Origin of the sequence: Paractinoplanes toevensis (assembly GCF_018332695.1) — a bacterium.
In the GTDB taxonomy this organism is placed as follows: domain Bacteria; phylum Actinomycetota; class Actinomycetes; order Mycobacteriales; family Micromonosporaceae; genus Actinoplanes; species Actinoplanes toevensis.
On sequence record NZ_BOQN01000010.1, the window covers coordinates 129,894 to 153,345 of the forward strand.

At 72.5% G+C, this 23,452-nt stretch carries 23 protein-coding genes; 8 read left to right on the forward strand and 15 right to left on the reverse strand.

Annotated features, from left to right (window positions below; translation table 11 throughout):
* Positions 1-78: 78 nt before the first annotated feature.
* The 6 genes from Ato02nite_RS04105 to Ato02nite_RS04130 form a co-directional block, all read right to left on the reverse strand.
* A complete protein-coding gene (locus tag Ato02nite_RS04105; RefSeq protein ID WP_213004991.1) occupies positions 79-462 on the reverse strand; it encodes a cytidine deaminase in 384 nt (127 codons plus the stop codon).
* Positions 455-1,846 carry a hemolysin family protein gene (locus Ato02nite_RS04110; RefSeq protein WP_213004992.1) on the reverse strand — a complete coding sequence of 464 codons (1,392 nt, stop codon included), beginning with the start codon at positions 1,844-1,846 and terminating at the stop codon, positions 455-457. The genes Ato02nite_RS04105 and Ato02nite_RS04110 overlap by 8 nt, the downstream gene beginning before the upstream one ends.
* A gap of 7 nt (positions 1,847-1,853) precedes the next feature.
* The gene (gene ybeY, locus Ato02nite_RS04115) at positions 1,854-2,324 is read right to left on the reverse strand and encodes an rRNA maturation RNase YbeY (protein ID WP_213004993.1); all 471 of its coding nucleotides are present in this window, start codon (positions 2,322-2,324) and stop codon (positions 1,854-1,856) included.
* Positions 2,325-2,347: 23 nt separating this feature from the next.
* Entirely contained in the window at positions 2,348-3,421 is a 1,074-nt protein-coding gene (locus Ato02nite_RS04120; RefSeq protein WP_213004994.1) for a PhoH family protein, read from the reverse strand.
* 108 nt (positions 3,422-3,529) lie between these two features.
* On the reverse strand, positions 3,530-4,909 hold the full coding sequence (locus Ato02nite_RS04125; RefSeq protein ID WP_213004995.1) for a serine hydrolase domain-containing protein: 1,380 nt from the start codon (positions 4,907-4,909) through the stop codon (positions 3,530-3,532).
* Positions 4,906-5,259 carry an HIT domain-containing protein gene (locus tag Ato02nite_RS04130; RefSeq protein WP_213004996.1) on the reverse strand — a complete coding sequence of 118 codons (354 nt, stop codon included), beginning with the start codon at positions 5,257-5,259 and terminating at the stop codon, positions 4,906-4,908. The genes Ato02nite_RS04125 and Ato02nite_RS04130 overlap by 4 nt, the downstream gene beginning before the upstream one ends.
* Before the next feature lie 23 nt (positions 5,260-5,282).
* On the opposite strand from Ato02nite_RS04130, the gene Ato02nite_RS04135 reads away from it, so the two are divergent.
* Positions 5,283-7,655 (forward strand): beta-glucosidase, encoded by a 2,373-nt coding sequence (locus Ato02nite_RS04135; protein ID WP_246606053.1) that lies wholly within the window; start codon positions 5,283-5,285, stop codon positions 7,653-7,655.
* A gap of 35 nt (positions 7,656-7,690) precedes the next feature.
* Positions 7,691-8,683 carry an ABC transporter substrate-binding protein gene (locus Ato02nite_RS04140; protein ID WP_213004997.1) on the forward strand — a complete coding sequence of 331 codons (993 nt, stop codon included), beginning with the start codon at positions 7,691-7,693 and terminating at the stop codon, positions 8,681-8,683.
* Here Ato02nite_RS04140 and Ato02nite_RS04145 read toward each other — a convergent pair.
* Genes Ato02nite_RS04145 through Ato02nite_RS04165 form a run of 5 tightly spaced genes read right to left on the reverse strand, consistent with a single transcriptional unit; the run spans position 8,680 to position 14,756 of the window.
* Positions 8,680-10,404: an ABC transporter ATP-binding protein gene (locus Ato02nite_RS04145; RefSeq protein WP_213004998.1), complete on the reverse strand. Its 1,725-nt coding sequence runs from the start codon at positions 10,402-10,404 to the stop codon at positions 8,680-8,682. The two genes, Ato02nite_RS04140 and Ato02nite_RS04145, sit on opposite strands and share 4 nt — an antisense overlap.
* Entirely contained in the window at positions 10,401-11,924 is a 1,524-nt protein-coding gene (locus Ato02nite_RS04150; RefSeq protein WP_213004999.1) for an ABC transporter transmembrane domain-containing protein, read from the reverse strand. The genes Ato02nite_RS04145 and Ato02nite_RS04150 overlap by 4 nt, the downstream gene beginning before the upstream one ends.
* Positions 11,921-12,679: an ABC transporter ATP-binding protein gene (locus Ato02nite_RS04155; protein WP_213005054.1), complete on the reverse strand. Its 759-nt coding sequence runs from the start codon at positions 12,677-12,679 to the stop codon at positions 11,921-11,923. Before Ato02nite_RS04155 ends, Ato02nite_RS04150 begins: the two co-directional genes overlap by 4 nt.
* 17 nt (positions 12,680-12,696) lie before the next feature.
* Positions 12,697-13,731, reverse strand: a complete 1,035-nt coding sequence (locus tag Ato02nite_RS04160) for a FecCD family ABC transporter permease (protein ID WP_213005000.1) — start codon at positions 13,729-13,731, stop codon at positions 12,697-12,699.
* On the reverse strand, positions 13,728-14,756 hold the full coding sequence (locus Ato02nite_RS04165) for an iron chelate uptake ABC transporter family permease subunit (protein WP_213005001.1): 1,029 nt from the start codon (positions 14,754-14,756) through the stop codon (positions 13,728-13,730). Before Ato02nite_RS04165 ends, Ato02nite_RS04160 begins: the two co-directional genes overlap by 4 nt.
* Positions 14,757-14,905: 149 nt before the next feature.
* Here Ato02nite_RS04165 and Ato02nite_RS04170 point away from each other — a divergent pair, with 149 nt between their 5' ends.
* Together Ato02nite_RS04170 and Ato02nite_RS04175 are read left to right on the forward strand one after the other, a co-directional pair.
* Positions 14,906-15,313: an S-adenosylmethionine decarboxylase gene (locus Ato02nite_RS04170; RefSeq protein ID WP_213005002.1), complete on the forward strand. Its 408-nt coding sequence runs from the start codon at positions 14,906-14,908 to the stop codon at positions 15,311-15,313.
* Positions 15,314-15,315: 2 nt separating this feature from the next.
* Complete coding sequence (locus Ato02nite_RS04175) at positions 15,316-16,152, forward strand: hypothetical protein (RefSeq protein ID WP_213005003.1); 837 nt, start codon at positions 15,316-15,318, stop codon at positions 16,150-16,152.
* A gap of 9 nt (positions 16,153-16,161) precedes the next feature.
* Here the strand turns inward: Ato02nite_RS04175 and Ato02nite_RS04180 are convergent, their stop codons facing one another.
* Both Ato02nite_RS04180 and Ato02nite_RS04185 read right to left on the reverse strand, forming a co-directional pair.
* Positions 16,162-16,896, reverse strand: coding sequence for a 16S rRNA (uracil(1498)-N(3))-methyltransferase (locus Ato02nite_RS04180; RefSeq protein WP_213005004.1), 735 nt, complete (start codon positions 16,894-16,896; stop codon positions 16,162-16,164).
* 15 nt (positions 16,897-16,911) lie between these two features.
* A complete protein-coding gene (locus tag Ato02nite_RS04185) occupies positions 16,912-18,324 on the reverse strand; it encodes a serine/threonine-protein kinase (protein WP_213005005.1) in 1,413 nt (470 codons plus the stop codon).
* Positions 18,325-18,451: 127 nt separating this feature from the next.
* Here Ato02nite_RS04185 and Ato02nite_RS04190 point away from each other — a divergent pair, with 127 nt between their 5' ends.
* The 3 genes from Ato02nite_RS04190 to Ato02nite_RS04200 are packed head-to-tail and all read left to right on the forward strand — an operon-like array spanning position 18,452 to position 21,352.
* On the forward strand, positions 18,452-19,705 hold the full coding sequence (locus Ato02nite_RS04190; RefSeq protein ID WP_246606056.1) for a hypothetical protein: 1,254 nt from the start codon (positions 18,452-18,454) through the stop codon (positions 19,703-19,705).
* Positions 19,705-20,310 carry a class F sortase gene (locus Ato02nite_RS04195; protein WP_213005006.1) on the forward strand — a complete coding sequence of 202 codons (606 nt, stop codon included), beginning with the start codon at positions 19,705-19,707 and terminating at the stop codon, positions 20,308-20,310. The genes Ato02nite_RS04190 and Ato02nite_RS04195 overlap by 1 nt, the downstream gene beginning before the upstream one ends.
* Positions 20,282-21,352, forward strand: a complete 1,071-nt coding sequence (locus Ato02nite_RS04200; RefSeq protein WP_213005007.1) for a hypothetical protein — start codon at positions 20,282-20,284, stop codon at positions 21,350-21,352. The genes Ato02nite_RS04195 and Ato02nite_RS04200 overlap by 29 nt, the downstream gene beginning before the upstream one ends.
* Positions 21,353-21,368: 16 nt before the next feature.
* Here the strand turns inward: Ato02nite_RS04200 and Ato02nite_RS04205 are convergent, their stop codons facing one another.
* Together Ato02nite_RS04205 and Ato02nite_RS04210 are read right to left on the reverse strand one after the other, a co-directional pair.
* A complete protein-coding gene (locus Ato02nite_RS04205) occupies positions 21,369-22,043 on the reverse strand; it encodes a hypothetical protein (RefSeq protein WP_213005008.1) in 675 nt (224 codons plus the stop codon).
* 32 nt (positions 22,044-22,075) lie between these two features.
* Positions 22,076-22,534 carry a carboxymuconolactone decarboxylase family protein gene (locus Ato02nite_RS04210; protein ID WP_213005009.1) on the reverse strand — a complete coding sequence of 153 codons (459 nt, stop codon included), beginning with the start codon at positions 22,532-22,534 and terminating at the stop codon, positions 22,076-22,078.
* Between the two features lie 82 nt (positions 22,535-22,616).
* Here Ato02nite_RS04210 and Ato02nite_RS04215 point away from each other — a divergent pair, with 82 nt between their 5' ends.
* Entirely contained in the window at positions 22,617-23,447 is an 831-nt protein-coding gene (locus tag Ato02nite_RS04215; protein WP_213005010.1) for a sigma-70 family RNA polymerase sigma factor, read from the forward strand.
* Positions 23,448-23,452: the final 5 nt, after the last annotated feature.

The window sequence follows — 23,452 nt, forward strand, 5'->3', positions numbered from 1 at the left end:
CCGCCCGCCGCTCCTGGCGGCGAAGTTCGTTGCGCTCCCCCGGCGTCAGCCGGCGTTCGCCGTCGCCACCCGCCTGCGTCATACGCTGACCGTGCCGAGCAGGGTCGCGTCCGGGGCGGCCACGTGGATGGGGGCGTGGGTGGCCAGGTCGCGCACCGCGGCGTGGCCGGCGCCGTCCAGCTCCGACGCCTCGGTGACCACCGCGGCCGCCTCGATCGTGGTGGCGCCCGACGACACGGCCAGGGCCACCGCCAGCTGCAGCGCGGTCACCGACAGGCTGGGCAGCGACACGGTCGCGCCGTTGTAGGTGCGGCCGTCCTGATCGCGTACCGCCGCACCCTCGACCGCGGCCACCCGGGCGCGGGCGCTGCGCGCCAGGGTGACCAACTTGTTGTCCTCGGCGCTGAGCGCGCCGCCGTCGGTCGCCGGCACGGCGGCGCCGGTAAAGGTGGGGTCAGGCATCTGCGGTTTGTCTTTCCTCAGTCTCGGACTCACCCGATTTATCGGGTGAATCAGCGGTTTCGTCGGACGGCTCGGGCTCGGGCTCGGCGCGGCGCGCCAGCACCGAGTCGATCCGGTTGCGCCGGCCCGTGGTGCCCTCGGCGACCAGGTGCAGGCCGCCCACGTCCGCGCCGGCGCCGGGGATCGGCACCCGGCCCAGTGTCTGCGCGAGCAGGCCACCCACGGTCTCCACCTCGTCGGCGGGCAGTTCCACGCCGAAGATGTCGCCGAGGTCCTCGATCGGCAGGCGGGCGGTCACCCGCACCGCGCCGTCGTCCAGGTGCTCGACCGGCGGGCGTTCGACGTCGTACTCGTCGGTGATCTCCCCGACGATCTCCTCGAGGATGTCCTCGATCGTGACCAGGCCGGCCGTGCCGCCGTACTCGTCGACCACGATCACCAGGTGGGTGCGCGCGGCCTGCATCTCGGACAGCAGGTCGTCGACCGGTTTCGACTCGGGGACGAACGTCGCCGCCCGCATCAGCTCGGCCACCGCCTGCGCGGTCGCCGCGGCGTCACCCGACTGGGTGCGGCGGATCACGTCCTTCAGGTAGAGCACGCCGAGCACGTCGTCGACGCTCTCGCCGATCACCGGGATGCGCGAGAAACCGGACCGCAGGAACAGGTAGAGCGCCTGCTGAAGGGTCTTCGGTGCCTCGATCCACACCATCTCGGTGCGCGGCACCATCACCTCGCGGGCGATCGTGTCACCCAGCGCGAACACCGAGTGGATCATCTCGCGTTCGCCGTGCTCCACGACGCCACGCTGCTCGGCCAGGTCGACCAGCTCGCGCAGCTCCACCTGGCTGCCGAACGGGCCCTCCGGGAAGCCCTTGCCCGGGGTCACCGCGTTACCGATCAGGATCAGCAGCGACGCGAGCGGGTTGAGCACCTTGCCGAGCCAGCGCACCAGCGGCGCCGCGGCGCGGCCCACCGCGTACGCGTGCTGGCGGCCCACCGTGCGCGGGGCCACGCCCACCACGACGAAGCTCACCAGGGTCATCGCGCCCGCCGTGACCAGCGCGGCCCGCCAGCCGATCCCCCAGCTGTCCACCGCGACCAGAGCGACCAGCGTGGTCGCGGTGAGCTCGCAGATCAGCCGCAGCAACAGCAGCAGGTTGAGGTGGCGCACCACGTCGCCGGCGACGGCGGCGAGGGCGGCGGCGCCACGCTCGCCCTCGCGGGCCATCTCCGCGGCCCGCGCCGGCGACACCGTGCCCAGGGCCGCGTCGGCCATCGAGGCCAGGCCGGCCAGGAGGACCAGCACGACCGCAAGAATGATCAACTGCAGGTCCGGCAGGCCGGCCGAGGCCTGGCCTGCCGCGAGTAGAGGTGCGGGGTCCACGACGGGATCAGCCCGTCTGCCGGCTGGATCGCCAGCTCTGCAGCAGGCGGTTCTGGAGCGAGAACATCTCCCGCTCCTCCTCCGGCTCGGCGTGGTCGTAACCGAGCAGGTGCAGTGCACCGTGCACGGTGAGCAGGTGCAGCTCGTCGGCGGGCGAGTGACCGGCCGCGGCGGCCTGCTTGGCGGCCACCTCGGGGGCGAGCACGATGTCGCCGAGCAGTGCCGGCTCTCCCGTGCCCGCCTCGCCGGGACCGTGGTCGACGCTGCCCTCGTCCATCGGGAACGCGAGGACGTCGGTGGGGCCGTCACCACCCATCCAGCGGTGGTTCAGCTCGGCCATGTAGTCGATGTCGACGAGCAGGATCGACAGCTCGGCGAGCGGGTTGACCCCCATCTCGTCGAGGGCGTACCGGGCCACCGCGAGGATCGCGTCGGTGTCGACCTCGACTCCCGACTCGTTGGCGATCTCGATGGACATGTGGCGCTCTTTACCCCTTGGTATCAGCGCCGACGCCCGGTGCGGCCGCCGGATGCGGCTCGGCCCGGCACGGCGTGGACGGATTGAGTGACCTGTTCCTGCTCGTGGTCGTACCGCGCGTAGGCGTCGACGATCTCGGCGACCAGCCGGTGCCGCACCACGTCGCTGCTGGACAGCTCCGCGAAGTGGACATCCTCGACATTCTGCAGGATCTCGCGCACGATCTTGAGGCCGCTGGTGGTGCCGCCGGGCAGGTCGACCTGGGTGACGTCGCCGGTGACCACGATCTTGGCGCCGAACCCGAGCCGGGTCAGGAACATCTTCATCTGCTCGGGCGTGGTGTTCTGCGCCTCGTCGAGAATGATGAACGCGTCGTTGAGCGTGCGGCCGCGCATGTAGGCCAGCGGCGCGACCTCGATCGTGCCCGCCGCCATCAGGCGCGGGATCGACTCGGGGTCGAGCATGTCGTGCAGCGCGTCGTAGAGCGGCCGAAGGTACGGGTCGATCTTCTCGTTCAGAGTGCCGGGCAGGAAGCCCAGCCGCTCGCCGGCCTCGACCGCCGGGCGGGTCAGGATGATCCGGCTGACCTGCTTGGCGGTGAGCGCCTGCACGGCCTTGGCCATGGCCAGGTAGGTCTTACCGGTACCGGCCGGGCCGATGCCGAAGACGATGGTGTTCTGGTCGATGGCGTCGACGTACCGCTTCTGGCCCAGCGTCTTGGGCCGGATGGTCTTGCCGCGCCGGGAGAGGATGTTGAGCGTCAGCACGTCGGCCGGCCGCTCGGTGGTGCCCTCCTCGAGCATGGTGGCCGTGCGCCGGACCGAGTCGACGGTGAGTGTCTCACCCTTCTCGATCAGCTCGATCAGCTCGGAGAAGAGTCGCTCGGCGGTAGCGTTCTCGGCCGGATCACCGGTGATGGTGATCTCGTTGCCGCGGACATGCACATCGCTGGCGAGGGTTCGCTCGATGAGCCGCAGGATTTCATCCTTGGCACCCAGCAGGTTGACCATGATCTTCGGGTCGGAGACCGAGATCTTGGTTTGTACCCGCGCCGCGCCGTTGGAGCCCGCGCTGGAAGGGTTCGGCGTACCGGTCATAGGGCGGCCCGGAGGCCTCCGCCACCTGCTCTCATACTCGAGGTCGAAGGGTCGTGCCATCGTATCCGCTCGGCCGCCCTGTCGCCGATGCCATTATCGCCGGTTCGCCTACTCCGGCCCGTCCGACGCGAGACCGCCGTCGAAGCCGTCCTGCAGCCGGGTGAACCGGTAGGTCGCCCAGTGCATCCGGGTGACCGCCCCGTGCTCGTCCCGGGTAAGCCGCAGCAACTCCCCGGTCTCCCGCCCGGACACCGTACGCAGCACGCCCGGCCGGTCCGGGATCGGCGCGAAGACCGACGGCGGCAGGTCGGCGGGCGCGTCGGCGTCCCGGGCCTGCAGCGCACCGCCGTGCCAGGAGAAGGTGAACGGCGAACCCTCGCTCCACCAGGTGCCGAGCACGGAACGGTAGTCGCGGGGCGCGGGCGGCGCCGGGCGCCACGGCTCGATGTCGGCCGGGTCCAGCTCGACCGCGAGCCGGAGCAGCTCGTGCACCAGGTCGAGGGTCTCCGCGGCGGTGGTCGAGGAACCGAGGACCGCGCAGCCCAACCCGGCCGGGACACCCTCGCCGCCGCGCCGGCCGTAGACGCCGGCCAGGAAGCCGGGCATGGCGCCGTTGTGGCCGACGTGCATGGCGCGCCGGCCCTGCGGGGCGAGCATCAGGCCGAGGCCGAAGCCGCTGGCCCACAGGCTCTCGTCGCGGGTGGTGTGCGGCCAGCGCATCTCGTCGAGGGTCGTGGCCGCGAGCACGGCACCGTCCGGGTCGACGGTCTCCGGCGAGGCCAGGAAGGCACCCCAGGTGGCCATGTCGGCGGCGGTGCTCCACAGCTGGGCGGCCGGTGCCACCCCGCCGGCGTCGAGGTAGGGCTCGGGGCGGGCGGCGTCGGAGTAGGCGTCGACGATGTAGCCGACGGCCGCCTGGGCCGGGGGCTGCACGGTGGTGGCGGCCAGGCCGAGCGGGTCGAGGATGCGGTCGGCGAGCAGCTTCTCCCAGGTGGTGCCGTGCAGCCGGGCGACGAGGTGCCCGAGGACGGCCAGGCCCAGGTTGGAGTAGTGGAAGCGGAGCGCGTGCGGCAGCACCCGTTCGGCCCGGTCGAGCTGGGCGAGCATCTCGGCGGACGACGGAGGCAGCAGGGTGTCCCAGATGTCGCCGGGAGCCTCCCGCTGGAGGCCGGCCGTGTGCGAGAGCAGCCGCCGGATCGTGGCGTCCCCGTGCGCGGGCACGTCGAGGTACGCCGAGATGGGTTCGTCGAGGTCGAGCAGCCCCTGGTCGCGGGCCTGCAGGACGAGCACCGAGGTGAACGTCTTGGTGACCGAGCCGATCCGGAACCGAGTGTCCCGGTCGAGCGGGAAGTCCGGATTGCCGGAATCACCGACCGTGAGAATCCACGGTTCCCGGTCGGCCCGGCGCAGCGCCACCGACAGGGCCGGGATCCGGCCGGTGGCCTGGGCCTCACGGGCAGCACGGGCGTATCGGGCGGTGACGGTCATCGAGGCGTCAGCATCGGGCCGAGCGGGGCACCGCCGAGCACGTGGGCGTGCACATGGAAAACCTCCTGACCGGCGTACCCCCCGGTGTTGAAGAGCAACCGGAACCCGTCGGTGAGCAGGCCCTCGGCCTCGGCCACCGCGGCGGCCGCGGCCAGCAGGGCGGCGGAGCCGGCCGGATCGTCCCGCGCGAGGGTGACCACGTCGGGGTGATGTTCCTTGGGAATCACCAGTACGTGGACGGGCGCCTTCGGGTCGATATCGCGGAAGGCGAGCGTCGTGTCGGTCTCGTGCACCACGGTCGCGGGGATCTCACCGGCCACGATGCGGCAGAACAGGCAGTCGTTGTCCACCCCGACGATCTTAGGGTGAGGACATGAGTGCGCGAGCGATGGCCGATGTCGAACACCTACTCGGCGAACTGGACCTGGCCGAGAAAGTCTCCCTACTGGCCGGGCGGGATTTCTGGTCGCTGCCCGCGATCGAGCGGATCGGGCTGCGTTCGCTGGTGATGTCGGACGGGCCGATCGGGGTTCGTGGGACGGGATGGGCGCCGGACGATCCGTCGGTGGCGCTGCCCAGCCCGACCGCACTGGCGGCGGCGTGGGATCCGGAACTGGCCGAGACCGCCGGCCTGCTCCTCGGCCAGGAGGCACGACGCAAGGGCGTGCACGTGCTGCTGGGGCCGACGGTGAACCTGCAGCGCACCCCGCTGGGCGGCCGGCACTTCGAGTGCTACTCGGAGGATCCGCTGCTCAGTGGGGAGATCGCGGTCGGTTTCGTGCGAGGCGTGCAGCGGCAGGGCGTCGGCACGACGGTGAAGCACCTGGTGGGCAACGACTTCGAGACCGACCGGATGGAGGTCGACGTCCGGATCGGCGAGCGGGCGCTGCGGGAGATCTACCTGGCGCCGTTCGAGCGGGTCGTCGAGGCCGGCGGGTGGGGCGTGATGAGCGCCTACAACGGGGTCAACGGGTCACCGATGGCGTCGAACGGGCGACTGCAGGACGACGTACTCAAGGGCGAGTGGGGTTTCGACGGGGTGGTGGTGTCCGACTGGCGGGCCGCCCGCTCGACGGTGGGGTCGGCGCTGGGTGGCCTGGACATCGCGATGCCGCAGCTGGAGAACCCGTGGGGGGAAAAGCTGGTGGCGGCGGTCCAGGCCGGCGAGGTGCCGGAAGCGGTGATCGACGAGAAGGTACGCCGGGTGCTGCGTCTCGCCCTGCGGGTCGGCGCCGTCGGCTCTGCGAAGAAGCCGGACGAAGCCGAGCTGGACGGGGAACAGGTCGCGCACGAGGTGGCCGCCCGCTCGTTCGTGCTGGTCCGCAACGAGAACTGGACGCTGCCGCTGGAGCCGGCCGGGTTGACCAAGGTCGCGGTGATCGGCGCCCTCGCGATCGACGCGCGGGTGCTCGGCGGCGGCAGCGCCCAGGTGTCCCCGCCGCACACCATCTCCCCGCTGGACGGGCTGCGCCGGGCGCTGCCGGGGGTGGACGTCGAGTACGCGGTGGGCGCCGACCCGCGCCCGTTCCTGCCGGCCCTGCCCAGCCCGACCCGGGTCACCATCGGCGCCCACGAGTTCGAGGTCGAGCCGGCGGCCGTACGGTGGATCGGTTCGCTGCCGGGCGGTCTGCCGATGGAGTCGGTGGACGGTCTGCGCCTGGAGACCACGTTCACCGCGCCGGAGAGCGGCGAGCACACGTTCGCGGTCTCCGGCTTCGGCACGTTCCGCCTGTCGATCGACGGCGCCGTGCGGTATGAGGGCACCCTGCACCCGCCCGGCACCGGCCGCGCCGACCTGCTGCTGTCGCCCCGCGAGCAACGCGTCACGGCCCGGCTCGAGGCCGGGCAACCGGTGCGGGTCGTCCTGGACCAGACGATCGTGCCCGGCCAGGCCCACTCGGTCGCGACCACGCTGGGGTACCGGCCGCCGTCACCGGACGAGGACGGGCTGATCGAGGATGCGGTGGCCCTGGCCGCCGAGTCCGACGTGGCCGTCGTCGTGGTCGGCACCACCGAGCAGGTCGAGTCCGAGGGCTTCGACCGCACGTCGCTGGCCCTGCCCGGCCGGCAGGACGAGCTGGTGTCCCGGGTCGCCGCGGCCAACCCGCGCACGATCGTGGTGGTCAACGCCGGTTCGCCGGTGCTGATGCCGTGGGCCGAACAGGTCGCGGCGACGCTACTGACCTGGTTCCCCGGCCAGGAGGGCGGTGCCGCGCTGGCCGACGTGCTGCTCGGGGCGGCCGAGCCGGGCGGCCGGCTGCCGACGACCTGGCCTCGGCGGGAAGAGGACTGCCCGGTGCTGAAAATCGCCCCGAAGGACGGCGTCGTGTCCTACGACGAGGGGGTCTTCGTCGGCTACCGCGGCTGGCTGCGGGCGGAACACCGGCCGCTCTACGCCTTCGGCCACGGCCTCGGCTACACCAGCTGGCGCTACGAGGAACTGGCGGTCAACGCGACCGAGGCGGTGGTCACCCTGACCAACGCGGGCGGGCGCTCCGGGCGGGAGGTGGTGCAGGTGTACGTCGCACCCGCCGACGAGGAGGCTCAGCGGCCGGCGCGCTGGCTGGCGGGTTTCGCCAACGTGGTGGCGCACCCGGACGAGACGGTCACCGTGCGGATTCCGCTGCCGGCCCGCACCTGGCAGATCTGGGACGACGGCTGGAAGACCGTTCCCGGCGACTACCGGGTGGTCGTCGCGCACGCCCTGGACGACGATCGTCTGGAGTCGACGGTGACGATCTCGTGATCTTCCAGGCGGGCAGGTGAGGCTAACCTAACCTGATGAATCTGCCCGTCAAACGTGTGCTCGCCACCGCCGCGGCCGCCATCCTCATCGGCGCCCTGGCCGCGTGCGGTGGCGGCAGCGACGACAACGCCGGCCCCGCGTCGGCCGCGTCGGCCGCCACCGGCTTCCCGGTCACCATCGCCCACAAGTTCGGCTCGACCACGATCACGGCCAAGCCGCAGCGGATCGTCACGGTCGGCTGGAACGACCAGGACTTCGTGCTGTCCCTCGGCGAGGTGCCGGTCAGCACCCGGGAGTGGTTCACCGAGTACCCGACGTATCCGTGGGTGTCGGCGAAACTGGGCGGCAAGACGTTGCCCACCTTCTCCGCCGAGATCAACTTCGAAGCGATCGTCAAGCAGCGGCCCGACCTGATCCTGGCCATCTACGAGACGATCACCAAGGAGACGTACGACAAGCTCTCCGCGATCGCCCCCACCGTCGTCCAGTCGGCCGACTACTCCGACGAGGAGACGCCGTGGGACGTGCAGACGCTGACCACCGGCAAGGCCCTCGGCAAGGAGAAAGAGGCGCGGGCGCTGATCGATCAGGTCGACGCCAGGGTGGACGAGGCGAAGAAGGCCAACCCGCAGTTCGCCGGCAAGGTCCTGGTCGAGGACTACGGTCCGGAGAAGGGCGAGCACTGGCTGATCCCGGCCAAGGACCCGCGCCGGTCACTGTTCGACGCGCTCGGCTTCGCCACCCAGGAGCAGGGCGAGGACGTCAGTGAAGAACGGCTCGACCTGGCCGACCAGGACGTGCTGTTCGTCAACGGCGCCACGAAGGCCGACATGGTCAAGTCCCCGGTCTTCAGCAGGCTGAAGGTGGTCGTCGAGGACCGCACCCTCTACACGTCGTTCGACACCCCGCTGGCCGGCGCGTTGTCCTACTCGGGTCCGGACGCCCTGCTCTACGCGCTCGACAAGCTGCTGCCGGAGCTGAGGAACGCGACCGACGGCGACCCGAACACCAAGGTCGGCGAGCTCTAGCCGCGCGACTGCCAGGCCTCCCACAGCTCGGCGTACCGGCCGCGGGCGGCCACCAGCTCGTCGTGGGTGCCCTCCTCCAGGACCGTGCCGTGTTCCAGCACCACGATGCGGTCCGCGGAGGCGGCCTGGGTCAGCCGGTGCGCCACCAGCAGCGTGGTGCGGCCCCGGGTGGCGGCCAGCGCCGACTCCTCCAGGGCCCGCGCGCCCGAACTGCCGGCCTCGGCGGTGGCCTCGTCCAGGATGGCCACCGCCGGGTCGAGCAGCACCAGGCGGGCCAGGGCCAGCTGCTGGCCCTGCGCGGCGGTCAGCGGATGACCGCCCTCCCCCACCACCGTGTCCAGACCGTCCGGCAGGGCCAGGGCCCAGTCCAGCGCGCCGACCGTGGCCAGGGCATCCCGGACCAGCTCGGCCGGCGCGTGCGGGCGGGCCAGCCGGACGTCCTCGATCAGCGGCCCGGCGAACACGTGCGTCTCCTGGCTGACGATCGCCACGATGCCCGGCGCGAGCTCGTCGACCGGCATACCGCCCGCCGACGCCGTACCGCATCGCGGCCGCAGGATGCCGGCCGCGATGGAGGCCACCGTGGTTTTTCCCGCGCCGGTCGAACCGACCAGCGCGACCCGCTCGCCCGGCGCGACCCGCAGGTTGATGTCCTGCAGCACCGGCACCCGCTCGTCATAGGCGAAGCACACGTTGCTCAACGTCAGGTCGGCCTTGTCCAGGCGGACGGTGCCGGCCGGCGCCACCGGCAGGGTGCCGACCCCGACCAGCCGGGCCAGGCCCGCGCCCGCCTCCTGGATCTCGTCGAAGGTGAACAAGATCATGCCGATCGGATTGAAGAGCCGGTGGAACAGCACCGCCGTCGCGGCGGTCTCGCCGACCGTGACCCACCCGGACCGGACGAACCAGAAACCGGCCACCAGGATCGTCGCGAGCCCCACCAGCTCGGCCCGGTTGATCCGCCCGACGAACCGGGTGAACAGGGTGAACACGCCGATCGACAGGTCCCGGGCCCGGGCCGACGCGTCGTCGATGCCGGTGAGATGCCGCTGCTCGAGGCGGTACGCATGCACGGTGCGTACCCCCTGAAGGCTTTCCATCAACAACTGACTCCGGTCGGCGATCGCCGTCCGCTCCCGGGCGTAGACCGGCGCCGACCGCGGCAGGTACCAGCGCAGCGCCACCAGGTAGAGCGGCAGCGAGGCCACCCCGGCCAGGCCGAGCCGCCAGTCCAGGCCGAACATGGCGGTGACGCTGAGCGCGGCCAGCAGGACCGCCGAGATCACCGTGGGCAGCACCTCGGCCGCGGCCGTGCCGATCGCGGCGACGTCCGCGCCGACCCGGGACAGCAGGTCACCGCGCCCGGCCCGGTCCAGCACGGTGGCCGGCAGCCGCAGTGCGATGGCCACCGTCTGCTCGCGCAGGGCGGCCAGGATGCGCTCGCCGAGCCGGCTCACCAGGGTGCTGGTCGCGCCGGTGGCGACCCCGCCGATGACCGCGGCCACCACCACGACCACGGCGATGGGCAGCAGCGCCGACGGCGCGGCGTCGTCGCGGACCAGGTCGACGAGAAGGCCCAGCGCGGTCACCGGCACCACCGACGCGGTCGCCGCGACCAGCCCGGCCGAGATGGTGACGGCCAGTTCGAGGCGGCGGGTGCGCAGCTGGGCGAACAGCCAGCCACCGGTCTGCGCCGGCGTGGCGACGGGCAGGGCGGTCATCGCAAGACCGCCGCCCGGTAGGCGGGATCGATGGCGGCCAGTGACGCGTGCGTGCCGGTCGCGACGATCTGGCCGTCGCGCAGCATCACCACCCGGTCGGTGACCGCGAGCAGGGCCGGGCTGGTGGTGACGATCAGGGTGCCGAGTTCGGAGCCGGGGCCGTGCCGCAGGTCGCGGATGCCGCGCGCGATGGCGTGCTCGGTGACCGCGTCGACCGCGGTGGTCGGATCGTGCAGCACCAGCAGCCTCGGGTGTGCGAGCAGCGCCCGGGCCAGGGCGAGGCGCTGCCGCTGCCCGCCGGACAGGGCCGAGCCGCGTTCGGCGATCGGGTGGTCGAGCCCGTCCGGGTGGGCGTCCACCACGTCGTCGGCCGACGAGGCCCGCAGCACCTCGTCCAGCTTGCGGTCGCCGGCCAGCACGATGTTCTCCCGGATCGTGCCCGAGAACAGCTCCGGGTGGTGCGGCGCGACCAGCACGTCCGGCGAGCCGTCGTCGTAGCGGCCGACCAGGTCGGCGGCGTCGGACTCGGCGACCACGCCGAGGCATTCGCCGGTGGCCGGCAGGATCGGCGGGTTACCGGCCGCCGTCGGCGCAGGGGACGTGCCGAGCAGGTCGGAGATCCGGTCGGCGGAGGCCCGCGCCGTCGCGATCCAGCCCGGCGCGGCGGACAGCGCACCGAACGGCTCGCCCAGGAACGCGGCCAGCCCGATCACCGTGACCAGCTCTCCCGCGCTGATCCGGCTGGTCAGCGCGAACCAGCCGGCCAGGATGGCGATACCGCCGGCCAGCAGGGTGCTGATGCTGGTCGACGCGGCCTGGAACAGGCCCTGGGTGCGGGCCGCGAGCAGGGTGGCCCGCAGCGACTCGCCGCTGACCTCGCGGTAGCGGGTGTCGGCGGCCTCCTGCGCGCCGATGCCGCGCAACGGCCGCAGGCCGGTGACCAGGTCGGTGGCGAGCGATGAGGCGCGGCCGGCGACCTCCTGCCGGGTGGCGACGCGGCGGGTGATGCGGGGCGCGGCCCGCTGCAGCGCGACCAGCACGAGCGGGGTGCCGATCAGAACGACCAGACCCAAGGGTACGGAGATCAGGCACAGCCCGACCGCACTCACCGCCGTCGCGACCAGCGCGCCCACGATCCGCGGAACGTAATCGAGCAGGTAGGAGGCATGGTCGGCGTCGGTCGTCGAGATGGTCAGCACGTCTCCGGTGCGCACCTCGGCCCGCGGATCGAGGACCTTCGCCGCCACCTCCAGGCGCAGCGCGTGCGACTCGTCGGCGAGCGCCCGCATCAGCTGCCGGGCCCCGTTCCGGTAGGCGGTGGTGAGCAGCAGGAACAGCAGGCAGAGCAGGCCCACCCAGGTGATCAGCCGGGACACCGAGCCGGTCGCCACGGCCAGGTCCACGGTCTCGCCGATCACGATCGGCACGAACGTCTCGCACGCCTGGTGCAGGGCGATCAGCAGGCTTCCGGTCAGCAGCCGCCAGCGGTTGCGGGCCATCGCCCGCCACAGGATGTTCACCGAAGCCGCCCCGGGATGATCAGGGGAGTGCCCGCCACCGGGTCGGTGATGATCACACAGGGCAGACCGAACACGTCGGCGATCAGCTCGGCGGTGATCACGTCGCCGGGTTCGCCCTGCGCGACGATCCGGCCGTCCTTCATCACGACCAGGTGGTCGGCGTACCGGGCGGCCTGGTTGAGGTCGTGCAGCACGGCGACCATCGTGGTGCCCTGTTCGGCGTTGAGCCGAACGCAGAGTTCGAGCAGGTCGATCTGGTGGGCGATGTCGAGGAACGTGGTCGGCTCGTCGAGCAGCACGATCGAAGTTCGCTGGGCCAGCACCATGGCCACCCAGACCCGCTGCCGCTGACCGCCGGACAGCGTGTCGACCAGTTCGCCGGACAGCTCGCTGACGCCGGTCGCGGCCATCGCGGACACCACCGCCTCCTCGTCGGCCGCGGTCCACTGCCGAATCAGGCTCTGATGCGGGAAACGGCCGCGGGCCACCAAATCTGCCACGATGATCCCGTCCGGGGCGATCGACGATTGCGGCAGCAGTCCCAGCCGTCTGGCCACCTGCTTCGCCGGTTTGCCGTGAATGTCGGCGCCGTCCAGCAGCACCGTCCCGCCCTTCGGTTTCAGCAGCCGGGACAGCGCCCGCAGCAGGGTGGACTTGCCGCAGGCGTTGGGCCCGATGATCGCGGTGAACCGGCCGTCCGGCACCTGGAGGTCGAGGTGCTCGCTGATGATCCTGCGGTCGTACCCGACGGTGATGTCGCGCGCGGCGAGACTCACTGCTTCCTCCCCTGCCGGAGCAACAGCCCGACGAAATAGACCCCGCCGACCGCCACGGTCAGCACGCCGACCGGCAGCTGGGTGGGTGCGAACGCGTGCAGGGCGAGCCAGTCGCTGACGATCAGCAGCAGCGCGCCCATCGCCGCGGCGGGCACCAGCGCGACGCCCGGCGTGCCGGTCAGCCGCCGCGCGAGCTGCGGGGCGGCCAGCGAGACGAAGGAGATCGGCCCGGCCGCCGCGGCCACGGCCGCGGTCAGGGCAACCCCGATGACGAGGTACGCGAGACGGGCACGTTCCACCCGTACGCCCAGCGCCGCCGCCGCGTCCTCGCCCATCTCCAGCAGCGACAACCGGGGACCCATTGCCAGCAGCACCACGGCCAGGACGCCGAGCACGATCGCGGCCGGCCCGACACCGCGCCAGGCGGCGTTGTTGAGCGTGCCCTGCCCCCAGATCGAGGCGGCCAGCGCGACGGTCAGGTCGGCCCGCATGATGAACCACTCGTTGACCGAGGTCAGGACCGCACCGACCGCGATACCCACGATGATCAGCCGGAAGCCCTGCACTCCGCGCCGGTAGGCGAACAGGTAGACGGCGGCCGCGGTGAGCAGGCCACCGGCCAGCGCGCCGGCCACCGTGACGTAGTAGCCGGTGCCGACGGTCGCGGTGGCGACCAGCACCCCGGTGAACGAGCCGGTGTTGAACCCGATCACGTCGGGGCTGCCCAGCGGATTGCGGGTGAGCGCCTGGAAGATCGCCCCGGCCAGGCCGAGCGCCGCGCCGAGGATCAGCGCGAGCAGCACCCGCGGCAGCCGCCACTCGACCACCACCAGGTGATCGGCCCCCGAACCGGACCCGGCCAGCGCCCGCAGGACGGCCGCCGGCGGGATGTCGACCTCGCCGGTGCCGAGCGCGAGCACGGCGGTGGCCAGCGCGGCCAGCACCAGCCCGCCGCAGACCACCAGCGGGCGGACCGGGACACGGGTGACCGGGCGCAGCACGATCGTGCGGCGGCCGAAGTCGAGACTCATCGGGTACCGACCTTGGCCCGGCGGATCCACCAGATCAAGACCGGGGCACCGACGAACGCGGTGACGATGCCGACCGGCAGCTCGCCGGGGCGGATCACGACCCGGCCGACGATATCGGCCGACAGCAGCAACACCGGACCGCACACCACGGTGTACGCGAAGATCCAGCGCTGGTCCGGCCCGGCGAAACGGCGCACCACCTGCGGCACCATCAGGCCGATGAAACCGATCGGCCCGGCCGCCGCGGTGGCCGCCCCGGTCAGCAGCATGACCGCCAGAACAGCCAGAAGACGGGTACGGCCGATGTTGGCGCCCAGCGAACGGGCCAGGTCGTCGCCGAGCGCCACGGCATTGAGCGAACCGGCCACCAGCAGCGCCAGGACCGCGCCGGCCAGTACGAACGGCAGGATCGTGCGGGCCACCTCGATCGGCCGCCCGGCGATCGTGCCGGCATCCCAGAAGCGAAGGTAGTCGAAGGCGCGCGGGCGGACCAGGCGGACACCGGCCGAGATGCCGTCCAGCACCGCGCCGAGCGCGACCCCGGCCAGGGTGAGCCGGATCGGGGTGGCGCCGCCCCGGCCGGCCGAACCGAGCGCATACACGCCGACCAGGGCGAACGCCACCCCGCCGAAACCGAACCACAGGTACTGGTCGATGTCGGTGCGCCCGAGGAAACCGATCGCGAGGACCATGAACAGCCCCGCCCCGGCGTTGATGCCGAGGATCTGGGTGTCGGCGAGCGGATTACGGGTGACCGCCTGGATGACGGCGCCGGACAGTCCGAAGGCGACACCCGCCAGCAGACCGAGAACTGTCCGTGGCACCCGCAGATCGCGCACGACGGTCTGATCGGCGCCGGCGCCGTGGTGCACGAGGGCGTCCCAGACCGTGGCCGGGGCGATCGCCCGGGTGCCGATCGCGACGCTCAGCAGGCAGACAACGCCGAGAACGGCGAGCCAGGCGGCCAGGACGGTGCCTCGCCGGAGGGCCGGGCGCGCATCGCTCGCGGTGCGCGTCAAGACCATTCCCGGAGGTTAGCCTAACCAACCCCGGCGGTCATGATCCGTATGTGGTTTAACTCTCTGTAATGACAACCACTTTGACGCTGCGTAGTTTTTGGCTATAGTCGGATGAGTCCGATTCACCCAGATATGCCTGCTAGGAAGAGTTGAACATGACGCTCGCGCTCCCGACCGCCACCACTCTCCGTAACGACATCGTCGCCGGCGACGCCACTGCGTACCGTGACCTGGCGCCGATGATCACCCGGCAGCGACTGGTGGTCGAGGGCTACCCGACGTTCGTGATCACCGACGAGCACATCAAGGACTATCTGTCCAAGCTCTCGGTGGTGACCGACATGATCACGATCATCGAGCCGGTGACCCACGTCAGCGAGCTGTACGGCTGGGCCGGCTGGATCCACTGGGAGACCTCGGGCGCGCACTTCTACTCCTGGGAGCGCCCGCTCTCGTTCTTCAGCGTCGACATCTACACCTGCAAGGCGTTCGACCCGGCCAAGGTCGTCGAGTTCACCGAGCAGTACTTCCGGACCACCGAGATCGTGGCGAAGGGGTTCTGATCGTGACGTACGACCTCGCCGCGAGCACGGTCCGGCTGCGCACCGCCGCGGCCCTCGCCGCCCACCCCTCGGCCGGCCGCTTCGTGGCCCTCGCCGTCGGCGCCGCCTCCCCGATGGCCGACGTGGCCCGCGACCTCGAACGGCAGGTCTTCGAGAAGTCGTTCGGCAACGACGCCGGCCAGATGGCCGCCGAGTACCGCCGATACGAGGACGACAGCCTGTTCTTCATCGTGCTCGACCGGAAGACCGGGATGCCGGCCGGCGCGGGCCGGGTGATCGACAGCGGCGGCAAGACCCTCGACGACGCGCCCGGCCGCATCGACACTCCGCTGTCCGCCATCGTCGCCCTGCACAACCTCGGCAACGGCCGGATCTGGGACTTCGCCACCCTCGCGGTGCTGCCCGCCTACCGCGGCGGACGGTCCGGCCTGGCCGTCAGCTCGCTGCTCTACCGCACCTTCCTCAACGCGGGACGGCTGGCCGGCGTACGCCACGTCGTCGCCATGCTGGACCACCGCGCCCACCGCAACATGAAGCTGATCGGCGTGCACTTCGCGGCGATGGCCGGCTCGGAGCCGTTCGCATACCTCGGCTCGCCCGCCACCGAGGCGCTCTACGTGCCGTTCGCCGAGCTCATCCCGTCGATCGGCCGGCAGGCCCAGCGCCTGGGCCGGCTCACCGGCCAATTCCACGGCGAGATCCGCGCCCGGGGCGTGCGCCGGCTGGTCACCCGCCGCATCGCGGCCCGCGTCGCCGGGCAGATCGCCACCGGCGACGGTCTCGACGAGCACATCACGCTGCCCGGCCTGGACCGCCGCCAGCTGATCCGCCAGCGCTGACGTTCTCCGCTACCAGCGGTCCAGGCGGGCGGACAGCACCGACAGCGCGGCCACCCCGGCCGTCGAGGTGCGCAACACCTCGCGGCCCAGCCGCACGGCGGTCGCACCGGCCTGCTCGAACGTCGCCCGCTCACCGTCGCTGATGCCACCCTCCGGGCCCACCACCAGCACGATCTCGCCGCTCGCCGGCAGTGCGGCGGTGGTCAGCCGCTCGGCCGCCTCCTCGTGCAGCACGAACGATGCCGCGGCCTCGGTCAGCCGAGCCGCCACCTGCTTCGTCGAGCAGTCCGGATCGCCGGCCACCATCGGCAGCCACGAGCGCCGGGCCTGCTTGGCCGCCTCCCGGGCGGTCGTCGCCCACCTGTCCCGGGCCTTGAAACCGCGATCGCCACGCCACTGCGCCACCGACCGGGACGCCGCCCACGGCAGAATCTCGTCCACCCCGATCTCGGTCATCGCCTGCACAGCCAGCTCACCCCGGTCGCCCTTGGCGATGCCCTGCACCACCACGAGCCGCGGATCGGACGCCGGCACGGCCGCCCGCCCGGTGACGGTGACCTCGACACTGCCCCGGCCGACCGCGGTGACCTCGGCCGTCGCGCTGCCGCCCCGCCCGTCCGCGAGGATCAGCGCCTCGCCCACCCGCAGCCGTTGCACGGTGGCGGCGTGATGGCCCTCCGGCCCGTCGAGGGTGTAGGCGGAACCGACCGGCAGCTCGTCGACCAGGAACAGGGGTGCGGACACCCCCGGACCCTATCGTCAGCCCCCGGGCGGCGGCTGGAAGCTGTCCATCACCTCGGCGAAGCGGGGCAGCTCGGACGCCCACTGCGAGGCCCGCGCGTCCCAGCGGAACAGGTACACCTGCCCGTCCCGCTCGATCATCCGCTCGATGCTGTGCCGGTCGGTGGTGGTGTACTCCCAGTCGGCGCCGGCCGCGCCGGGAGCCTGCTCGATCCGCAGCCGCCGGTACTCCGGCCAGCCGCCGGCGTGGGCACGTTCCATCTCGGTCAGCGCCTCCAGCAGGTTCTGCGGGGCGGGGCGCACCGGCTCGACCAGCATCCAGGGGCCGCTCTCGTAGTCACCGGCCTGGAAGCCGAGACCGGACTCGGTGGCCGTCATCTCCACCGGCAGCATCACCCGCAGCCCGATCCCGCTGACGTGCCAGTACCAACCCGGAGGCGGGGCGGCCGGGCTCGCCGCCACGGCCGGGGTGCCGGAGCCGTCGTCCGGGCGCAGCACGAGAACCGCGGCGACCAGCGCGACCAGCACGCCGAGCAGGGTGGCCAGGACGGCGACCCGCCTCCGCCGGACGGCCGGGACGGCGGCCGTCGCCGGCCACGGCCGGTCGGCCGGTTGCCCGGTCACCGACCGCAGCGCGGACTCCACCATGGCCGGCTCGGGCCGGGCGGCCGGGTTGCGGCGCAGCAGGGCCACGATCAGCTCGGTGAGCGGCCCCGCGTGCCGCGGCGGCTCCGGGGTCTCCTCGGCCAGGGCCAGCAGCGTCTCGGTAGTGGTGGCCCGCACGAACGGCGGCCGGCCCTCGGCCGCGTGGTAGAGGGTCGCGCCCAGCGACCACAGGTCCGACTCGGGCAGCGCCACCCCGTCGAGCAGCCGCTCCGGCGCCAGATATTTCGGCGAGCCGAGAATGATGCCGGCCCCGGCCAGCGCCCGGACCCCCTCGGCGGTCACCGCCGGGCCGAAATCGCTGAGCATCACCCGGCCGTCGTTCGCGATCAGCACGTTGGACGGTTTGACGTCGAGGTGCAGCAGCCCGGCCCGGCGCACCGCGAGCAGGCCCTCCATGACGGCCAGGCCGATGCCGGCGACCCGGGCCGGCGGCAGCGGGCCGGACTCGTCGAGCACCTGCTGCAGCGACCGGGACGGCACGAACTCCATCACGATCCACGGCGCGTCGTCGTCCGGCAGCACGTCCAGCACCCGCACCACGTTCGGGTGGTCGACCAGGGTGAACGAGCGGGCCTCACGGGCCGTCCACACCCGGAACACGTCTTCCTCGTCCGGGCTCAGGCCGTGCGGCAGGGCGCATTTCTTGAGCGCCACCCCGACGTCCTCGACCTCGTCGTGGGCCAGCCAGAGACGGCTCATCCCGCCGGTGGCGATCGGGTGGAGGACCCGGTAGCGACCGGCGATGAGTTGCCCCACCGTCACCATGTACCGGACGCTACTGCATCGATACACCGGACTCGACCCGCTGGACGGGCGAGCGTAGGGTCGGCGGCATCCCATTGATCCGTGACTTCCTCTGATCCGTAAATCCTCTGGTCTTGGCGACGCGCATATGTGGAAACGCGGAAAAGGTCAGCTCTGGCGGGCGCTGCCGATCCTCTGCACCGGCCTGCTCTTTCTCATGCCCGTGCACCCTCGGGTGCCGGTCGCGCACACCGCCCTCGCACCCGCCGACCTGGCGATCCGGTTCGAGGCGCTCCTCGGGCAGCACTCGGTGCTCGCGGCCGACCTGATGCGCAGCCGCATCCGCGGCGACGACGACTTCGTGCAGGCCGCCAACACCGCCCTGGGCCGCAACACCAAGGACATGACCGACCTGGTCGGGCAGCTGTTCGGCACCGGGACCGCGGAAAAGTTCAGTCCACTCTGGTCAGAGCACATCGTCGAGCTCTTCGCGTACGCCGGGGCGCTCGCCGCCCGGGACGACACGGCGAAGGGTGACGCCCTGCACGAGCTCACCGAGTACGAAGTGGAGCTCGGCGACTTCTTCGCGGGCGCCTCCCAGGGCCGGCTCCGCCCCGCGGCGGCCCGGCAGGCGGTCGTCGCGCATGTCGGACATCTGACAGGGCAGGCCGACGCGTACGCCGCCGGGGACTACGCCACCGCCGACGACCTCTACCGGATGGGCTACCAGCACACGTACGACCTCGGGCTCACCCTCGCCGAGGCGCTGCTGCCCGCCGCCGACGCCGCCACCCTGCGCGAGCCGCTGTGGCGGCTGCGGTCCCAGCTGGGCAGGCTGCTGGCCGAGCACGCCGTGCTGGTCGAGGACCTGACCCGGGCGGCCGTGACGGAAACCCCCGACTTCGCCGCCTCCGGCAACATGATCAACGGAAACACCCGGGATCTCGCCGCGGCGATGGACACGCTGTTCGGCCCGGCGGCGGCCCGGCAGTTCCAGGCGCTGTGGGCCGACCACGTCGAGCAGCTGGTGGCCTACGCCCAGGGCCACCAGGACACCGCGAGCACCGCGATGGCCGGCATCGAACGGCGACTGGGCGCCTTCCTGTCCGGCGCGACCGGCGAGCGAATCGGCACCGCTGCGCTGACGGCGGCGCTGCAGAAGCACGACATGATGCTGATGCGCCACGCCGACGCGTACGCGGCCAAGGACTACGCCACCGCCCACGACGTGGCCTACCAGACCTACCAGGAGATGTTCGACCTGGCCCGGACGATGGCCGACGCGTTCGGCGCGAGCGTCGCGGCAAAGCTGCCCCGGGGCGGGGCACAGACCGGCCACGGCGGGATGGCCGCGATCGTGTCGTCCCTGCCCGGCTCCTCGTCGTCCGGACCGGGCCGCTGATGCCGCCGTACGCCCGGATCTCGGCCCTTGCCGCACTCACCCTGGGTCTGCTCGCCGGCCTGGGCACCAGGCCGGCACCCGCGCGACAGCCCTCGCCCGCCGGCCAGGCGGCGGCGGCCGGCCACCCGCGGCCCGCCTTTCACGCGGACCGCACCTACGACGCCGTCGCCGCGCCGGTCCGGCTCCGCATCCCGGCGCTGCACGTCGACAGCAAGGTGCAGCGTCTCGGCCTGCGGACCGACGGCACGATCGCGGTGCCGGACCGCACCGACGTCGCCGGCTGGTACGACCAGGGTCCCCGCCCCGGCCAGCCCGGCCCGGCCGTGATCCTCGGCCACGTCGACTCGACGACCGGCCCGGGCATCTTCATCGGCCTGGCCGCCGTGCAACCGGGCGCCACCGTCCGCATCGACCGCTCCGACGGCACCTACGCGGCCTTCCGGATCACGCACGTGTCCCGGGTGCCGAAGGTCGAGTTCCCCACCGACGTCGTCTACGCGCCCACCCTCGACCCGACCCTCCGGCTGGTCACCTGCGGCGGCAGCTTCGACCGGGCCCGCGGCAGCTACCGGGACAATGTCATCGCGTTCGCCGACCCGGCATAGGGTCGCCGCCGCCCTGGCCGCGCTGGCCGCGGCCCTGACGTGCGCCGCCCCGGCCCACGCCGCCCCACCACCGGCCGCCACGGTGCCGCTGCCGGTCGATGGGGTGCTTTCCGGGGCGGGCGAGACCACGGCGGTGGTCGACCTGGCCGCCCTCGCCGGTGCCGACCGGCGCGCGGCCCGGGTCGAGGTGGACGGTCGCGCTGTGGACGCCGACCTGATGCCGGTGATGTCGGAGGGTCTGAGCGTGGTGCTGGTGGTGGACGCCGCCGCGGCCGGCGCCGGGACGCTGCCGGCCTGGCTGAGTGCGGCCGCCCGCTTCATCCTGGAGGCGCCGGTCGGCACCGAGGCCGTGGTGGTCCCGGACCGCCGGCCGGCCGCCGCGCTCACCGCACCGCAGCGCGGCCCGTCCGGCGTCGTGGAGGCGCTCGCCACGGTGCGACCCGAAGGCGAACGGGACACCGCCGCGGCACTCGCCCTGGCCCGTGGCCAGTTCCCGCCGGCCGCACCGGGCCGACGACTGGTGGTGATGTACACGTCGGCGCCCGGCGCCGGCGACGAGGAGGCCGGGCGGATCGCCGAGCAGTTCCGCCGCGACGGCACGCTGCTCGTCGTGGTCGGCACGGCCGCGGCCGGCGACTACTGGTCGGCGGCGGCCACGGCCACCGGCGGCTTCTTCGCCCCGGTCGGTGAGCCCGTCGTGGTGCCCGCCCTCGATCAGGTCGAGTCCACCCTCCGCGACCGCTACCTGGTGCGTTTCCCCACCCCGGCAGCACTGCCCGCACGGGTGTCGATCACCGTCGGCACCCTCACCGCCGAGACCGTGCTGCCCGGCCCGGGAACCGCGGACCGGGGCCGGCCGTTCATCCGGGCGCTGCTGCTCGCGCTCGCGCTGGCCACCACGGTGGCGCTGGCCATCCTGCTGGCGGCCCGCCGGCGACGCCCCCGCCCACCGGCCGGCCCGCCCGGCTTGACCAGCGTCTTCACCGGGCGCGCCACGGTGCCCGGGAGCACCCGAGGACAGCCCCGGGTGCCCTGGCGCTGACCGCCGGCCGGGTCGCTCAGGAGTCGGCCTCGCGTTGCCGGCGGGACTGCTCGCGCACCCGGGACAGTGCGGAGTCCCACTCGTCCGGTGGGGCGTCCGCTTCCCGGCCGCCGGTGAAGTAGTCGCCGTGCGAGATGACCGCGGACGCCAGCGCGACGAGCGCGGCCAGCGTCAGGAGCACCTGCGCGCCCTGGATGATGTCCTCGGCCCACGGGTACCACCCGGGAAAGAGCAGCTCCCGCACCTCGGGGACACGATCGCCGATCGCCGAGCCCGTCAGCTGCTCGAAATAGTTGGCCACGGTGTGCGACTCGGTGGCGTCCGAGCCGACGCCGATCACTCCGAGCAGGAGAGTCAGCACTCCGGCCCCGATCGCCCAGGTGCGGGCCCAGAGCCGGCCGCGCAGCAGCCAGACCCCCAGAGCGGCGTAGCCGAGGCAGAGGATCCCGAGGACGACCAGCTCGACGGCGCCCTCCCGGCCGCGCAGCAGGGCGGGCGGTTCGATGCCGTACTCGGTGTTGAGGTTGTCGAGCAGCGCGAGCAGGTGTTTCGACTCGTCGCTGCCCCACCATCGCAGTTCCAGGATGCCGTCGAGCACGAGCAGCAGCCCGGCCGGCGCCAATGTCAGCGTCAGCCAGGCCGCCGCCCGCACCACGCGCGGTGCCGGTGTAGGCGTATCAATCCCCGTCATGCCGGGGATGCTAGTCACGTGGCGACGCGACCTCATCCCCAATTCTGCGGAGCGGGCTGCTTGGTGGCCGCGTTGATCCGGTTGAAGAAGTTGGTGGTGGCGATCCACAGCACGATGGCCGCGAGTTGCTTCTCGTCGTAGTGCGCGGCGGCCGCGGCCCAGATGTCGTCCGGCACCGGGTCGGGCCGGTCGGCCAGCCGGGTGGCCGCCTCGGCCAGGGCGAGGGCGGCCCGCTCGGCCTCGGTGAAGTACGGCGTCTCCCGCCACACGGCCACCGCGAACAGCCGTTCTTCGGTCTCGCCGTTCTTGCGGGCGGTGCGGGCACCCGAGTCGACGCACGGGCTGCACCCGTTGATCTGGCTGGCCCGCAGGTGCACCAGCTCCAGGGTGGCCGGCTCGACACCGGCCGAGTGGGCCTCCTTGTAGAGCAGGTTGATCGCCTTCACGGACTCCGGCAGCAGGTACGCCGGGTTCTCGATCCGAGCCTGCATGATGTGCTCCTTCCGACGCCGTCACATCGGCGCGTTCTCATCCGTCGAAGGGGTGACGAACCCAGGAAGGCGAATGTGACCAATGTGGCATAGGACACAAAACGAACTCGCAGCACGCTTCGAGGAGAACCGGCCCCGGCTGCGTGCGGTGGCGCTGCGGATGCTCGGCTCGCCGGCCGAGGCCGACGACGCGGTGCAGGAGGCGTGGCTGCGACTCAGCCGCACCGGCGACGACAGCGTGGACAACCTCAGTGCGTGGCTGACGACGGTGGTCGGCCGGGTGTGTCTCGACCTGCTGCGGCAACGCACCGCCCGCCGCGAGGACGAGTTCTCGGCGGAGCCGCCCGCCACCGGCGACGATCCGGAGCAGCGGGCGCTGCTGGCCGACTCGGTCGGGCTCGCGCTGCTGGTGGTGCTGGAGACACTCACCCCGGCCGAACGGCTCGCGTTCGTGCTGCACGACCTGTTCGCCGTCTCGTTCGAGGAGATCGCGCCGATCGTCGGCCGCTCACCGGACGCCGCCCGGCAACTGGCCAGCCGGGCCCGCCGCCGCGTGCGGGCCACGCCGCCGGAGAACGACGCACCGGCCGACCGGCACGTGGTCGACGCGTTCCTGACCGCGTCCCGCGGCGGCGAACTGGGCACCCTGCTCGCCCTGCTCGACCCGGACGTCGAGATGCGTGTCGACCGGGTCGTCCAGAACCGGGGCGCCGACGCCGTCGCCCGGTTCTTCACCGGCCGCGCCCGGGCCGCCCGCACCGCCCTGATCGACGGCGCGATCGGCTTCGCGGTGATCGTCGACGACCAGGTCAAGGTGGTCACCCGGATCACCGTCGACCACGGCCGGATCACCGCGATGGACGCGATCACCAGCCCGGCCCACCTCTCCGAGCTGGTGATCCAGCCCTTCTGAGGCCC

Excerpts from the sequence above, each read along its gene's own strand:
- Ato02nite_RS04105 (WP_213004991.1), bottom strand. The coding sequence starts at position 462 with ATGCCTGACCCCACCTTTACCGGCGCCGCCGTGCCGGCGACCGACGGC.
- ybeY (WP_213004993.1), bottom strand. The coding sequence starts at position 2,324 with ATGTCCATCGAGATCGCCAACGAGTCGGGAGTCGAGGTCGACACCGAC.
- Ato02nite_RS04120 (WP_213004994.1), bottom strand. The coding sequence starts at position 3,421 with ATGACCGGTACGCCGAACCCTTCCAGCGCGGGCTCCAACGGCGCGGCG.
- Ato02nite_RS04125 (WP_213004995.1), bottom strand. The coding sequence starts at position 4,909 with ATGACCGTCACCGCCCGATACGCCCGTGCTGCCCGTGAGGCCCAGGCC.
- Ato02nite_RS04135 (WP_246606053.1), top strand. The coding sequence starts at position 5,283 with ATGAGTGCGCGAGCGATGGCCGATGTCGAACACCTACTCGGCGAACTG.
- Ato02nite_RS04140 (WP_213004997.1), top strand. The coding sequence starts at position 7,691 with ATGAATCTGCCCGTCAAACGTGTGCTCGCCACCGCCGCGGCCGCCATC.
- Ato02nite_RS04145 (WP_213004998.1), bottom strand. The coding sequence starts at position 10,404 with ATGACCGCCCTGCCCGTCGCCACGCCGGCGCAGACCGGTGGCTGGCTG.
- Ato02nite_RS04160 (WP_213005000.1), bottom strand. The coding sequence starts at position 13,731 with ATGAGTCTCGACTTCGGCCGCCGCACGATCGTGCTGCGCCCGGTCACC.
- Ato02nite_RS04165 (WP_213005001.1), bottom strand. The coding sequence starts at position 14,756 with ATGGTCTTGACGCGCACCGCGAGCGATGCGCGCCCGGCCCTCCGGCGA.
- Ato02nite_RS04170 (WP_213005002.1), top strand. The coding sequence starts at position 14,906 with ATGACGCTCGCGCTCCCGACCGCCACCACTCTCCGTAACGACATCGTC.
- Ato02nite_RS04185 (WP_213005005.1), bottom strand. The coding sequence starts at position 18,324 with ATGGTGACGGTGGGGCAACTCATCGCCGGTCGCTACCGGGTCCTCCAC.
- Ato02nite_RS04190 (WP_246606056.1), top strand. The coding sequence starts at position 18,452 with ATGTGGAAACGCGGAAAAGGTCAGCTCTGGCGGGCGCTGCCGATCCTC.
- Ato02nite_RS04195 (WP_213005006.1), top strand. The coding sequence starts at position 19,705 with ATGCCGCCGTACGCCCGGATCTCGGCCCTTGCCGCACTCACCCTGGGT.
- Ato02nite_RS04200 (WP_213005007.1), top strand. The coding sequence starts at position 20,282 with ATGTCATCGCGTTCGCCGACCCGGCATAGGGTCGCCGCCGCCCTGGCC.
- Ato02nite_RS04205 (WP_213005008.1), bottom strand. The coding sequence starts at position 22,043 with ATGACGGGGATTGATACGCCTACACCGGCACCGCGCGTGGTGCGGGCG.
- Ato02nite_RS04210 (WP_213005009.1), bottom strand. The coding sequence starts at position 22,534 with ATGCAGGCTCGGATCGAGAACCCGGCGTACCTGCTGCCGGAGTCCGTG.
- Ato02nite_RS04215 (WP_213005010.1), top strand. The coding sequence starts at position 22,617 with ATGTGGCATAGGACACAAAACGAACTCGCAGCACGCTTCGAGGAGAAC.